The 14,572-nt window shown below is 35.8% G+C and carries 10 protein-coding genes and 2 pseudogenes; all 12 read left to right on the top strand.

Annotated features, from left to right (window positions below; genetic code table 11):
• Nucleotides 1-267 precede the first annotated feature (267 nt).
• The 12 genes and pseudogenes from D612_RS20090 to D612_RS0104870 all read left to right on the top strand — a co-directional run bounded on the left by D612_RS20090 (nt 268) and on the right by D612_RS0104870 (nt 14,417).
• Nucleotides 268-510 carry a DUF6933 domain-containing protein gene (locus tag D612_RS20090; protein ID WP_407637449.1) on the top strand — a complete coding sequence of 81 codons (243 nt, stop codon included), beginning with the start codon at nt 268-270 and terminating at the stop codon, nt 508-510.
• Nucleotides 511-742: 232 nt separating this feature from the next.
• Entirely contained in the window at nt 743-1,582 is an 840-nt protein-coding gene (locus D612_RS0104925; RefSeq protein WP_026092399.1) for a nucleotidyltransferase domain-containing protein, read from the top strand.
• Nucleotides 1,579-2,214, top strand: coding sequence for a Vat family streptogramin A O-acetyltransferase (locus tag D612_RS0104920; RefSeq protein ID WP_017754380.1), 636 nt, complete (start codon nt 1,579-1,581; stop codon nt 2,212-2,214). Before D612_RS0104925 ends, D612_RS0104920 begins: the two co-directional genes overlap by 4 nt.
• A gap of 216 nt (nt 2,215-2,430) precedes the next feature.
• Nucleotides 2,431-2,634 (top strand): annotated as a pseudogene (locus D612_RS17905) (GrpB family protein); the annotation flags it as partial.
• A 129-nt stretch (nt 2,635-2,763) separates the two neighbouring features.
• Nucleotides 2,764-3,642 (top strand): AraC family transcriptional regulator, encoded by an 879-nt coding sequence (locus D612_RS0104905; RefSeq protein ID WP_017754377.1) that lies wholly within the window; start codon nt 2,764-2,766, stop codon nt 3,640-3,642.
• A gap of 359 nt (nt 3,643-4,001) precedes the next feature.
• Nucleotides 4,002-4,943 (top strand): SDR family NAD(P)-dependent oxidoreductase, encoded by a 942-nt coding sequence (locus D612_RS0104900; RefSeq protein ID WP_017754376.1) that lies wholly within the window; start codon nt 4,002-4,004, stop codon nt 4,941-4,943.
• Nucleotides 4,944-5,055: 112 nt separating this feature from the next.
• A pseudogene (locus D612_RS19380) lies at nt 5,056-5,205 on the top strand (putative sulfate exporter family transporter); the annotation flags it as partial.
• A gap of 139 nt (nt 5,206-5,344) precedes the next feature.
• Nucleotides 5,345-5,767: a VOC family protein gene (locus D612_RS0104890; protein WP_017754374.1), complete on the top strand. Its 423-nt coding sequence runs from the start codon at nt 5,345-5,347 to the stop codon at nt 5,765-5,767.
• Between the two features lie 428 nt (nt 5,768-6,195).
• The gene (gene mef(A) / locus D612_RS0104885) at nt 6,196-7,413 is read left to right on the top strand and encodes a macrolide efflux MFS transporter Mef(A) (protein ID WP_017754373.1); all 1,218 of its coding nucleotides are present in this window, start codon (nt 6,196-6,198) and stop codon (nt 7,411-7,413) included.
• Between the two features lie 124 nt (nt 7,414-7,537).
• Nucleotides 7,538-9,001, top strand: coding sequence for an Msr family ABC-F type ribosomal protection protein (locus tag D612_RS0104880; protein ID WP_017754372.1), 1,464 nt, complete (start codon nt 7,538-7,540; stop codon nt 8,999-9,001).
• Nucleotides 9,002-9,474: 473 nt separating this feature from the next.
• Entirely contained in the window at nt 9,475-10,875 is a 1,401-nt protein-coding gene (locus D612_RS0104875; RefSeq protein WP_017754371.1) for a LuxR family transcriptional regulator, read from the top strand.
• Between the two features lie 224 nt (nt 10,876-11,099).
• On the top strand, nt 11,100-14,417 hold the full coding sequence (locus D612_RS0104870; protein ID WP_017754370.1) for a MucBP domain-containing protein: 3,318 nt from the start codon (nt 11,100-11,102) through the stop codon (nt 14,415-14,417).
• Nucleotides 14,418-14,572: the final 155 nt, after the last annotated feature.

Here is a 14,572-nt window from a genome sequence, read left to right as displayed (position 1 = left end):
TTTCAAAAAGGCGAAGCTTAGTAATCCGTTTTAAAGAACAATACATAATGGTTGATATATTCCCGCGAACCTAGAAATATTAAATTCAGTGGATATGTTTCCGAGAACGGACACGCTCAAATGACATTCATTCTGTCCTCTCGAGCCATGTGGAGTGCATGGTGTTGATGTCGAGAAAGTAGAGCTCGGAAAACATTGAAGATCTTATTTAATAAATTTTGCTTTCGTTTTTAACAATTGTAAACGATAGGGTGAATCAAATGTTAATTGTTAATTCAATGTACAAAGACATTGCTTGATAAGTTAGGAATAAAGGATAGTGAGCTGACCTCTTCAGAAGGGTATGGGGAATTCCCAAAAAGTTTCTTTGCTTGGCATGCTAATTTTGTCAGCATTGACAGAAGAAAGGCCAGCATTTTGATGAATAATGAAACAAGATATCCAATCTGCCATCACCACTCATGCCTTGTGGGACGTATGTGCATCTTATTTAGAGAGTTTAATAATTAAAATTACCATATTTTCAGACTCGGTTTTCGGCAAAATATACGAATAGCTCGGAACGTTCTTATAAATTAACGATCTAAAGTTTGGAATCCGATTTTAGAGAAGGAAAATATTTATGATGTATCTAATTTGAGTTATAAAAATTTTTAAAATAAATTGCGATATTTTATTAGAAGTAAAAGATTTGGCTTGGAACTTTGGTACTGTTAGCAGTTAATCGATTCAAGGAGTGTGCCTGATGGATAATATTATTAAATTAGTAGTAGAGAAATTATCCTCTATGCCTTGTATAGAAGGCATTGTATTAGGGGGCTCACGTGCAAGAGGCACCCATACAGAGGATTCTGATATAGATATCGGAATCTATTACAATTCAGAATCATTTGACCTGACTGCGATTAATCAACTTGCTACGGAGTTAGATGATGAGAATAGAAGCAACCTTGTTGTACCTCCCGGAGCGTGGGGTGATTGGGTTAATGGCGGTGGATGGTTAGTCATAAATGGGTATGATGTTGACTTGATTTTACGTGATAAAAAACGGGTGGAACAAATAATCAAAAATACGGAGCAAGGAATTGTTACTGCTAATTATCAGACAGGGCATCCCCATGGATATATTAGCGCCATGTATCGTGGAGAATTGGCAATCAGCAAGATACAATACGCTAATGATGAAAACTTTTATGAGTTTAAAAAGCAAGCAGAACGTTATCCAACCGCTTTGCAGAAAGGGCTAACCGAATTTTTTATGTTTGAGGCAGGTTTCTCTTTAATGTTTGCTGAGAACAATATAGATAAAGACGATGTATCCTATGTTTGCGGGCATTGTTTTCGAAGCATATCTTCCCTTAATCAAGTCTTGTTTGCAATAAATAAAGAATACTGTATAAATGAAAAAAAGGCTGTTATGTTGATTGAAGATTTTAAGATTAAGCCAAGCGATTACAAGGAAAGGGTCGATAAGGTTATTTCCTTAATATCAACTGATGTAGATTGTACAAGAAAAGGAATAGAGATTCTTCAAAGACTAGTAAATGAGGTTGAATACCTGAAAGGAGTCCATATTCAATGACGGGACCAGATAAGAAAAAGCTTTATCCGAATGAAAATATAAAGACGGTTTGCTATATAAGTAATCTACCTAAAAGACCAAATGTTGAGATTGGTGAATATACCTATTATAGCGATAATAAAAAGTCTCCAGAGAAATTTTACGAAAATATAGAGCATCATTACGAATTTCTGGGGGATAAACTGATAATAGGTAAGTTCTGTGCAATTGCAGAGGGTGTTAAGTTTATCATGAATGGCGCAAATCATAGAATGGATGGGATTACAACCTATCCCTTTAATATCTTTGGCTGTGGATGGGAAAAGGTGACTCCTACAATAGAACAACTTCCTTTTAAGGGTGACACAATGATTGGCAATGATGTGTGGATAGGTCAAAATGTAACCATAATGCCAGGTGTTAAAATTGGAGATGGTGCGATTATTGCTGCTAACTCAACAGTAGTAAAAAGTGTTGAACCTTATTCAATATATGGTGGGAATCCAGCTAAATTTATCAAAAAACGCTTTAGTGACGAAAAGATTGAATTTCTGCTAAAGCTAGGGTGGTGGAATTGGAGCGAAGAAGAAATATTTAATAATCTTGAAATGTTAACATCCGAAATAGGATTAGAGCAATTAATGAAAAAATAAATAAGGTTATAAAGAGAGCTCTATGAAAAAGAAATTTCAACCAAGAAAAACCTAATAGATCTACATATGGAAAATGCGGAAGAATTCCTGAAAAAATATGATTATGCTGATGAAGTTAAAGATTTTGTTGAACAAGGTAAAATAGAAGCCGATATGTACAATCGGTTTAAGCACTATTACAGCTATGTATTTTATATCGCAAAGAAAAAATAGTATACCGACATCAATCTGTATGTGTTCAGTTCGGGTACATCAGAGATTGATAGAATGTTACGTTTTCGAGATTGGCTACGGGCTAATGAAGGTGAACGGGAGAAATATGCACAAGTCAAACGAGGCTTGGCAAAGAGTAAGTGGCATCATGTTCATCATTACGCAGATGCTAAAACGTCAATAATACAGGAAATTTTGGAAAGAGCGCAATTTAATATTTTGCAACAGATTATATTATGGTCAACGATAATAACACGAGTCGACTATACTGTGCACAGATTATCGGATGGGTAAGCGCATCCTTTGATAATATCGATGATGAAAGGAGGTTGTTTGATGGATTCGTTACGTAGTATGAATAAAGCATTGGCATATATTGAAGAGCACCTAACGGAGGATATTGATTATAGTGAAGTATCAAAAATTGCTTCCTGCTCAGAGTATCATTTTAAAAGGATGTTTTCTTTTTTATCAGGAATTGGTTTGTCAGAATACATTCGAAGAAGGAGACTAACGTTGGCTGCCCTTGATTTGAAGGATACAAATTTGAGAATAATCGATGTTGCTGTCAAATATGGTTATGATTCAGCTGATTCATTCTCCCGTGCTTTTCATTCTATTCATGGTATTCTTCCTTCTGAAGCAAGAAGGGAGAATACACAGTTAAAAGCCTATCCTAGAATGACCTTTCAATTATCAATTAAAGGAGGATGCGAAATGAATTATCGCATTGTTGAGAAAGGACCTTTTAAGTTAGTAGGATTTAAGAAGAGAATTCCAATAATTTTTGAAGGCGTCAATCCAGAGATTTCAAAAATGAGTGAACTTTTAACCCCTGAGGTTATTAAACAATTAAAAGCCCTTTCAAATATAGAACCAAAAGGGATTATTAGTGCATCTACAAACTTCTCGGAAGGAAGAATGGAAGAAAGGGGTGAGCTGGATCATTACATCGGGGTAGCAACTTCAAGTGATGAAACAGCAGAATTCGATGTTTTGAATATAGAAGCTAGTACCTGGGCAGTTTTCGAATCCATTGGACCCTTCCCGGAAACGCTTCAAAATGTATGGGGAAGGATATACTCAGAGTGGTTTCCAACTTCAGGGTTTGAGGCAGCCCCAGGTCCTGAAATTTTATGGAATGAGAGCCCAGACACTGGAAATCCAAACTATCGAAGCGAAATCTGGATTCCAGTAAAGAAAAAAGACTATTAATTACAACAATGTTTATGATTGAGGGCGCTCTTAGTTAGAGCGCCCTTTTTGGAGACAATACGAGCGAGGGTGGATATGTTCCCGTCTACCAATAATACAAAAAACGCAGGCAGAATCCTGTAAGGGTTAATGGGCGGTGATTACTTGAGAATGTTAAAGCATAGTAAGATGTTATATGGTATTGCTATGTTTGTAGTAATCTAGGGTGTAAAATGTAATTAGGAAATAAAATCTTCTGTTAGATTAATACATATCTATAGACTTTTCTCTTAAAATGGAGCAGCTTTTAGGTAATGTTGGCGATGTTCATTTGGTTTTCTGATTGTCCAATTGAATTTCATGAAAGAAGGTAGGTCATTTTGAATGATAAAATCGTTATTATTACAGGTGCAAATTCAGGTATTGGTAGGGCTGCAGCCATTAGGTTCGCGAGAGAACAGTACAAGATTATCATGGCATGCCGTAATATTGAAAAAAGTAAAAAAATTCAACAGGAAATAATAGAACAGTCCAACAATCACTTCGTTGAGTTACTTAAACTTGATGTTTCTTCTTTTCAGTCTATAAAAGATTTCTGCTCTGAGTTTAAGAAAAAATATAAAAAGCTAGATATCTTGATTCATAACGCGGGATATTTTAAGCATGGTGAAAAAGAATATCAATTAAGTCCAGATCATATTGAATTATCTTTTGCAACCAACGCCATTGGCCCATTTCTAATGACTCACTTGTTGGCAGATGTTCTTAAAAAATCGGAGGATGCAAGAGTTCTTAATGCCTGCACGACCAATATCAGGCACTTCTTTGATTCAAATAGGACAATTGACTATGATAATTTGCAGGGGGAATTAATCGATAGTAGGCGTTACAATAGCTACAAAATGTATGGAGACTCCAAAATGGCATTATTGATGTTGACCTTCAAAATGGCAGATGTCTTTAGAAAAGATGGTATCAAGGTGAATGCCATTCAAATACCTGCAATAAAGTTGTCAAAAGAAACATTGATAAAGTTCAAATCTGTATGGAGAATGGCCGCATCAATTCAAAATATTTATAGTTCCACGCCAGAGTCAATGGCAGATACTTACTTCTATATCTGTACTTCTGAAGAATGTAAAGATATAACCGGTAAACTTTTCAATGACAAAAGAGAATTGATGAGGCCCTCCAATTATTCAAGCGGATTTATTCAAGAGTTCAAGCAGCTAACTGATAAAGGTGTTTACCCTAAATATGCTGATGATATAGCTAATATTGAAAGAGTCTGGGAATTAGCTGTTCAATTGACTTCCAAATGAGCTTATGAGAACTGCTTTTACAGGAATTTTTCAATTATGAAAGGGGCAGAGACGAGAAAGGTATCAGGATCTTTGGAGCATACCATACAACTTGGTGATGTTAGAGAGATGCACGGTTTTGACTTGGCTTTTAACAGCTGCAATGGTAGGACTGGGACTAAATGTAAGTTTGAAAGACTTGCGTAAGAAAGCAATGCGCCCATTAGCAGCAATGACAGTGACATCTATTATTCTAGCGGTTATTGTTTATTTTATCGTATAAAAAAGAGTCTGTTGGGAATAAGAATAATGAATTCTTACTTTGGCTATCTGGCAGAAATAGGAAAAGAAAAAATGAATATTAAAAAAAAGATTCTTTTTATTGCTATTTAAGGATGAATTGAGGGGGGATAAGATCACTTATGAAACCAAGAATCACTGTAATTACATTAGGTGTAGATGATTTGGAAAAGGCTTTAGAATTCTATCGTGATGGTTTAGGACTACCAACAGAAGGTATTGTAGGGAAAGAATTTGAGCATGGAGCAGTTGCTTTTTTTGATCTACAAGAAGGTTTGAAGCTTGCTATTTGGAAACGAGAAAGTATTGCATATGAGGCAAAAGTTACACAGGCTCCTGCAAGTCCTACTGAATTTACAATTGGTCACAATGTAAATAGTAAAGAAGAAGTAGATAAAGTATTAGAACAAGCCGAAAAAGCGGGTGCAACAATAACGGATCCAGCACATGAGACTTTTTGGGGTGGATATTCTGGTCACTTCCAAGATCCGGATGGCCATTTGTGGGAAGTAGTTTGGAATCCAGCTTGGGAGATAAAGGACTAGATATGTGTTGTTGAACAGGGAATGTCGTAATTGGTGGTTTTCCCCGTGGATTTTTAACTCTAAATATTGAACATATTAATTTTTTGTGTTAAAATGCACGTTGTTACAAATAAGAACATAGGAGGAACCGAAACTATGACAGCCTCAATGCGTTTAAGATAAGCTGGCAATAAAAAAGGCAAAATCTATCCCCGATGATAGGCTTTTTTGTTGTGCTTATTTATACGATATTGGGCATTCATTAGTTACGGTTAGGATATAGCTTATTTAACTATAGCTTTATTTAACTATGTCTTTTTTAAGAATGCTTTCATATTGTATGTATGCAGACTAAAGCCACATTGTGGATTTTGGCCTGCATTTTTTATTGCCTAGAACCATAAAAATTCAAGCAGAATTCAAGCAGATAGTATGCAGGAGGCAATAACATGGAAAAATTTAATAATTGGAAACTTAAGTTTTTTACAATATGGGCAGGGCAGGCAGTATCATTAATTACAAGTGCCATCCTGCAAATGGCAATTATTTTTTATCTTACAGAAAAAACAGGATCTGCGATGGTCTTATCTATGGCTTCACTAGTTGGTTTTCTACCATATGCTGTTTTTGGGCCAGCTATTGGTGTATTGGTGGATCGTTATGATAGGAAAAAGATAATGATTGGTGCTGATTTAATTATTGCAGCAGCTGGAGCAGTGCTAGCAATTATTGCATTTTATATGGAGTTACCTGTTTGGATCGTTATGGTAGTATTGTTTATCCGTAGTGTTGGCACAGCTTTTCATACACCTGCTCTACATGCGGTCACTCCTCTGTTAGTACCGGAAGATCAGTTAACTAAATGTGCGGGTTATAGCCAGTCCTTGCAGTCTATTAGCTATATTGTTAGTCCCGCAGTAGCAGCATTGTTATACTCTGTTTGGGAATTAAATGCGATTATTACGATCGATGTGTTAGGTGCTGTAATTGCTAGTCTCACTGTAGCTTTTGTGAATATTCCAAAGCTTAAAGTAGACAAGCAAAACTTTAAGCTGAATTTTATAGGCGAGATGAGAGAGGGATTTATAGTCTTAAAGGACAATAAAGGATTATTTGCCTTACTACTAATAGGAACATTATATATGTTTGTATATATGCCTATTAATGCATTATATCCTTTAATCACCATGGAATATTTTAATGGGACACCGATGCATATTTCTATCACGGAGATTGCTTATGCTTCTGGTATGCTGGCAGGGGGGCTATCGTTAGGGTTTTTTGGCAACTATAAAAAGCGAATCCTATTAATCACGGTATCCATTTTTGTGATGGGGTCTAGTTTGGTCATTTCAGGCTTACTACCTCCGAGTGGATTTGTGATATTTGTAGTTTGCTGTGCAATGATGGGACTTTCGGTGCCATTTTACAGCGGTGTACAAACAGCTCTTTTTCAGGAGAAAATTAAGCCTGAATATTTAGGACGTGTATTTTCATTGACAGGGAGCTTCATGTCACTTGCTATGCCATTTGGGTTAATCCTTTCCGGATTCTTTGCGGATAGAATCGGTGTAAACCATTGGTTTTTCATATCAGGTATTTTAATCATCGGTATTGCTAGTGTTTGCCCAATGGTGACTGAGATAAGAAAATTAGATTCAAAATAAAGTAAACATAATTGGAGGGTTATTTATGTATTATATTTTCATGTAATTCTTCCTGCTTAAATCGCAGGGTTTTCCCTGCGTACAGGCAAATGAAAACAGGCGATTATAGACAGGAGGAAATAATATGGAATTGATATTAAAGGCAAAAGACGTTTATGTGGAATTCACAGGGCGTGATGTTTTAGATATAGAAGAATTAGAAGTATATGATTATGACCGTATTGGTCTAGTGGGAGCAAATGGTGTAGGGAAAAGCACTTTATTTAAGGTGCTTTTAGGAGAATTAACCCCGGTAGGATGTAAAATTAATCGACTCGGTGAATTTGCCTATATCCCCCAGTTGGACGAAGTAAGATTGCAGGCGGAAAAAGATTTTGCACTTGTAGGCAAGCTCGGTGTTGAGCAATTGGATATACAGACCATGAGCGGTGGTGAAGAAACAAGGCTTAAACTAGCACAGGCATTATCAGCACAGGTGCATGGTATTTTAGCGGATGAACCAACAAGTCATTTAGACCGTGAAGGAATTGATTTTCTAATCGGACAGCTAAAATATTTTACAGGTGCACTGTTAGTTATTAGTCACGACCGATATTTTCTTGATGAGGTAGTAGATAAAATATGGGAACTGAAAGATGGCAAAATCACGGAGTATTGGGGAAACTATTCTGATTATCTTCGCCAGAAAGAGGATGAACGCAAGAACCAAGCTGCAGAATACGAACAATTTGTTGCAGAACGTGATCGATTGGAAAGGGCTGCGGAGGAAAAGCGAAAACATGCTCGTAAACTAGAACAGAAGGTAAAAGGTGCTTCAAAGAAAAAAAATACTGAAGGTGGTGGGCGTTTAGCTCATCAAAAATCAATGGGAAGTAAGGAAAAAAAGATGCATAATGCCGTTAAGTCTCTGGAACATAGGATTGCGGCCTTGGGAGATGTAGAAGCTCCAGAAAACATTCGTAGGATTCGTTTCAGGCAAAGCAAAGCATTGGCACTCCACAATCCATATCCTATTGTCGGTACGGAAATTAATAAAATATTTGGAGAAAAGGTATTGTTTGAAAATGCATCTTTTCAAATTCCGCTTGGAGCAAAAGTAGCGCTAACTGGTGGTAATGGAACGGGAAAAACAACGTTAATACAGATGATCTTAAACCATGAAGATGGAATTTCTATTTCACCTAAGGCAAAAATAGGGTACTTTGCACAAAATGGTTACAAGTACAACAGTAATCAGAATGTCATGGAGTTTATGCAAGAGGAGTGTGATTACAATGTATCAGAAATCCGTTCAGTGCTAGCATCAATGGGGTTTAAACAAAACGATATTGCTAAAAGCTTATCTGTTTTAAGCGGTGGCGAAATTATTAAATTGTTACTGGCAAAAATGCTTATGGGGAGATACAATATCCTGTTAATGGATGAACCTAGCAACTTTCTTGACATATCGAGTTTAGAAGCTTTGGAAGTGTTAATGAAGGAATATACTGGAACCATATTGTTTATCACTCATGACAATCGGCTGCTTGAGAATGTGGCTGATGTAATTTATGAAATCAAAGATAAGAAATTAAACTTAGTCCGATAATTATATTTCTTTTCGTATGATAGATTGTAAGTAGGCAAGTGAAAGTGAGAATGGATTGTAAATATTGTATCTTAAGTCATATAGCGCCTCTTTCAAAAATCGGATTTATTGGACTACCTAAATTCGATATTAACTTAATAAAATATTATTAGATAGACACATCGCGTATTTAATACGGTGAAGAATCATTACTGGATTGATTGAAAATGGAAATATGGGAACAATAATAGGGCAAAGCAAAATGTCACGAGTTGTCCACATTTAAGGGTGATATATAGTAGTATAATAAGTTAGTAGAATATTTATAAAATTCATGTAATTTCACAAAGTTTAATATTATCAATAAAAAGAAGGTCAATCAAACGAGATCTCTGTTTGGTCGGCCTTTACTTTTGCTCACTAGTAGCTGGCTAATACATTAATAAAACTGGAAAAATGGTTATGGTTGATTTATAGGAGATGGTTTAATAATTATGTTTAAAATAACTGATAAACGAATCCTTTCGATTAATGGTTTCGTCTTGCTATCTGCTTACTTATTATCCTTTGTTTTTGAAGGCCAGGTATTATATAGCCTTTTTGACCACTACAATTATAATCCTTTTGGTTACGTATTAGCTGGTATTGTAGCACATTTTGCAGGACTGTTATCTTGCGGTTTAGTAGTAAAAACATCTGTTATGGCAAGACGCACGATGCTCATTACTATGGGTATTTGTCTAATTGCAACTACACCTTTCGTTTTTAATGTTGCAAATTTATGGGGTATTGGGTTAATTATTATTGGATACTCTGGTGGCTGTGCTATAGCCTCATGGGGATATTTTTTAAAATTATTTACACCTAAATACGAGCGGCTTAAGACTTGTGCAGATGTGTTGATTTACTCGAACATTATAATGATAGTTATCAATGTGATTGCTATTAATCTATCGCCATTTGTGGGCCTTGCTTTATCTATGCTCTGCTTAGGTTTAGGTATGCTATTTATTTGGTTCATACCAGTTGAAACTAATAAACTATTAATTAAAGAAACTGAAAGAAAAGAATCTAGCAACAATGCTATAAAATCTCTTGTGTTGTTATTTCTATTTGTCAGTATTATTACTATTAACTCTGGTCTTATGTATCAAGTTATAAATCCTGCTTTTAAACATCTAACGGGTTTGTTGAGCTGGTATTGGGCTGTACCTTATATTTTTGCCATTATTATAATGCGCAATTTGCCAACTAAAGTGAAACGATCACATATTTTATACGTTGGTATGGCAATGATTATGGCTTCGTTTATTTCTTTTATGTTAGTAGGACGTGAATCCATGGATTTTATTATTGTGAACACGTTGATGCTAGCAGCCTGTGGTATTTTTGATTTGTTTTGGTGGAGTATAATTGCTGAGATGCTGGATTATAGTAAAAATCCAAGTGTAGTTTTTGGTATAGGCCTTGCAGCGAATGTAATTGGAGTATTATTCGGTGATATTATTGGATTGGGTGTTACATCAATGCGGTTACCAAGCGCAGAAGTGGCAGTTATTGCACTTGTAGTAGTAAGTATTGCACTTGCTTTGTTGCCGCCGCTTAATCGTCAATTAACGATTTTAATCAAGAACCATACTTATCTTGCAAACTATGATAGCCTAAAAAACCTACAACTACCTAATATTATTCAAAAGACAAAGATAGCAACACCACTTACAGAAAGGGAAAATGAAGTACTTGAACTTATATTGATGGGAAAATCAAATCGTGGAATTGGTGAGATTCTTTGTATAAGTGAAAGTACTGTTAAAACGCACGTGCGAAATATTTATTCAAAGTATGATGTATCGAGTCGTGCGGAACTCATTAGCACCTTTCTCAAGGACGTATAGTCGCAAAATATTATAGATATTATACAATGTTGCCCTTCGTACTAAAGTATGAAAGGCGTTTTTTTTGTGATTTCATACTTAATAGTGATGTATTTTATATTAACTACTTTTAAACTACTTTTGTAGATATACAAATAATCGGGAATGTTTATTGCAGGAAGGTAAGCATTTACAATAACAAATTTTGTATACCGTTCAAAAATTAAATTAGAGGTGAGTTGAGAATGATCACTAAAAGAACTATAGCTTTAGCAACAGTATTGTTTTTACTTTTTAGCAACTTTGCCTATGCTCAAAACGTAAATCATTGGGCAAGTGAAAACTTTGAATATTTTAAACAAAAGAATATTTTAACAGAAGAAGAACCTATTAACCTAAATAAAAATATTTCATCCTGTGAGTTCCGGGCATTGTTTGAACAAGTTACTAATATCGCACTTTCAAATAAGAAAGATATGGATTGTGATGATAATGCTTTAACTAGAATTGACGTAGTTAATCTGTTAGCTGATACATTGGAATATGAAGAGATATTAAAGGTTTCAGTAAGGGATTATAGAGATAGTCAACAAATTGATAACAGTTTAATAGCCGATGTTAATAGGTTTATTAAACTAGGTATACTTCGTGGATATGATGATAAGACTCTGCGAATACAAGATAAATTAACATTTGGTGAAGCTATTACAATTGTTAAACGAATTAATGATTTAAAAACCATTCAATCAATAAATTCAGGCGAAGTTACTAGATCTAATAAAGATCTACAAATGGGATCAGTTTCTAAAGCTACAAATAATACAGTATCATTATTTATTAAGGCATCTCTGCTGAATGAGAAATTATTTACTATGGATATTGATAAAGTTGGAATGGATGAGTGGATTAAAACTAGAAACGAAGCGTCGGAAACATGGGATAAGGTATACCAGAATAGTTTAACTATGCAATATGCAGCGGATCGTTTTATTAGTGATGTGGAAGAGAAAATGGAAAATTCAATGCTTGCATCCAATGGGAATAGTCTTGAGTGGGCTGAAAAAATACAAAATCAGTTTGATGCCATTAAAAGTGCGCAAAAGCTGAAAGAGTTTTCCAAGCAGCTAGGAGTAGATGCAAAACAGGCCTTTGAAATTTTAAAATTGTCTAGTGAAATAGTTCATGGAGATGCTATGGCTGATGAGGCCTTTTACAAGAATCTAGAATTAATCGCTAGAACTACAAAGACAGCTAGTAAAGTAGGACTTTTTATAGGGGGTACAATCATTACCGCAGGTATGTCTACGGCAGCGGCAGGTACGTTGTATCTCGGTGAAGCTGCGGGGGTTGTTGTTTCTGGTGTGGATGTTATTTTAGATGTCAGTTCATTAGGTAGTGCAATTATCGTTGGAGAAAATGATAAAGTAACGATGACATTTGATAAGATGAAGGATGATTTTGCGCCGGTATCCTCTATTTTTGGCCTATCTGACTTTGGTGGGGCTGATTTAGGGAACCAAATATTTTATGTAGGAGAACAAATTGCAGATTTGGTGAATGAAGGGAAGCTTCTCGGAATTAAAATTAGTAGTGATGCTGAAGGTGGAAGTATCGCTTATGTTGAAATCCCTTTAGAAGATGGGCAGATTCCTCAAGAATTATTAGAATCTGAGATGTTTTCATCCGATTTTATGGAAGATTATCAACAATTATTTTCTGATATGAACTTTGCATTGGATTATGAAAAGAATCAAGATTATGCATCTACTTTTGATGGGATTAGCTATGAAGATATAAATACAATGCTAGATCAGTTGGACATGGGTATTGAAGAGTTTGATAGGGTGTATGATGAATTAATCCAAGAAATTGAAGAACTAGAGGGTAGACCGATCGATGAAATTCTAGATGAAATCGAAAAAGAAATAGAAGAAGAGAGACTTGGGGAAACGGAAGAACTAGAAGACCCAGGAGATTCGGACGAATCAGATGACTCCGGTGGTTCAGATGGTTCAGATGATTCGGGGGATTCAGATGAGGACGACTCAGAAGACCCAGATGAGGGCGATTCAGATGATTCAGGGGATTCAGACGAAGACGACTCAGATGATGATATCATCTATTACACTTTAACTGTGCAATATGTGATTGACGATGGCGGAGTGGCAGCACCTGCAACTTTTAAAAAAGAAGATTATGAATATAGAGATAGCTACAATATTCCTACACCAACAATAGAAGGTTATACTCCTGATAAAGCAACGGTAGAAGGTATTATCGCAAGAGATACGACCGTTACAGTCATATACACAAAGGATTTTGAGGAGACTTATACGTTATTTATAAACTATGTAATCGATGATGAGGCTGTCCTTGCACCAGATCCTTATAACGATGACAGCCTAAAAGAAGGTGAGGAGTTTAGTGTTCCTTCTCCAACAATAGAAGGGTATACTGCGGATACACCAGTCGTTACCGGAATAATGGATGAAACATTTAAATATATCACCGTGATTTATTATAATGATACTCTAACTTATCAACTAACCATCAACTATATATATGAAGATGAAACAAAAGTAGCAGAACCGATTGTTAAAAGGTTTAAGGTAGGAGAAGACTACAATATCCCTTCTCCTACAATTGATGGTTATTATGCTGATATTGATAACGTAACAGGGTCAATGCCGGCCTTTAATAGGGTTGTTACTGTAACGTATCGAGAAGTTCCAGTTTATGATGAATTTGAAATTGGTGGATATGATGATCCGGCAGAAACCGTGAGAATCCCAGAGGGTACGAGTTTTGCTGAAGCCGTATCATCTTACTTACCGAAAAAAATCAAAGTATATTTAAGTCCTGGCCCAGATACTATGGATCTCAACGTAGACTGGAAAGAGGATCCGGTCGTTCTCTATCCTACTGTTGATAGCGTTGTTGGAATATTTCCTTATACAGGATTGTATACATTTGAAGGGGAATTCCTGCCACCATCTAATGTGAAAAATTCAGGGGGATTTATTCCGACTATCACCGTGGAATTCTATCCATATGTCGTTGATGATACAGGAGTGGATTATTCGCAGCTAACAAGGGAAATTGAAGGCTCTTCAGACTGGTATTATGTCTGGTATGAAGATGATTACGGAGACAAGCAGGGAGCTTGGGAAAATTATGTAGGTGGCCTGATTTCCGAAAGGTATGTATACAAGGATAATACGTATCATGGCATCCATGAAAAATATGAAGGACCTGAATACAGTAAGACGCTTGAAGCCAACTATAACAATGGAGTATTAGATGGCTTATACAAAACTTGGTATACCCATAACGGTGCAAAAGAATTTATCGGACAGTATTCTAATGATAAAAAGACAGGAACATGGGAGCAATATTATTTCAATGGTCAACTTATGTCTGAAGGAAGCTATGAAGAGGGCCTAGAGACAGGTACGTGGGAATACTATTATGAGAATGGGCAGATTAAAGCTAGGGGTGCCTATGCTGCTGGTGAAGAAATAGGAGAATGGGAATATTGGAATGAGGATGGTAGTCCTCTATAGGATGGTAAATAAGCGGAGATTTTCCTTAAATGCATACTTGAATATTAAAATATGTTCCCTCGGACTAATGGTTCGGGGGATTTTTAAGCCGAGCCGAGGTCTTACTTTTTATGCGGAAATGAGACGTAAGTTAAAAATCATTGATTGATTTTGAG

It is taken from the genome of Calidifontibacillus oryziterrae (assembly GCF_000331575.1).
GTDB classification, from domain to species: domain Bacteria; phylum Bacillota; class Bacilli; order Bacillales; family Bacillaceae_J; genus Calidifontibacillus_A; species Calidifontibacillus_A oryziterrae.
Note: the sequence above shows the minus strand (reverse complement) of the source record. Positions and strands in the feature narration are given on the sequence as shown.

Excerpts from the sequence above, each read along its gene's own strand:
- D612_RS0104920 (WP_017754380.1), top strand. The coding sequence starts at position 1,579 with ATGACGGGACCAGATAAGAAAAAGCTTTATCCGAATGAAAATATAAAG.
- D612_RS0104905 (WP_017754377.1), top strand. The coding sequence starts at position 2,764 with ATGGATTCGTTACGTAGTATGAATAAAGCATTGGCATATATTGAAGAG.
- D612_RS0104890 (WP_017754374.1), top strand. The coding sequence starts at position 5,345 with ATGAAACCAAGAATCACTGTAATTACATTAGGTGTAGATGATTTGGAA.
- D612_RS0104880 (WP_017754372.1), top strand. The coding sequence starts at position 7,538 with ATGGAATTGATATTAAAGGCAAAAGACGTTTATGTGGAATTCACAGGG.
- D612_RS0104875 (WP_017754371.1), top strand. The coding sequence starts at position 9,475 with ATGTTTAAAATAACTGATAAACGAATCCTTTCGATTAATGGTTTCGTC.
- D612_RS0104870 (WP_017754370.1), top strand. The coding sequence starts at position 11,100 with ATGATCACTAAAAGAACTATAGCTTTAGCAACAGTATTGTTTTTACTT.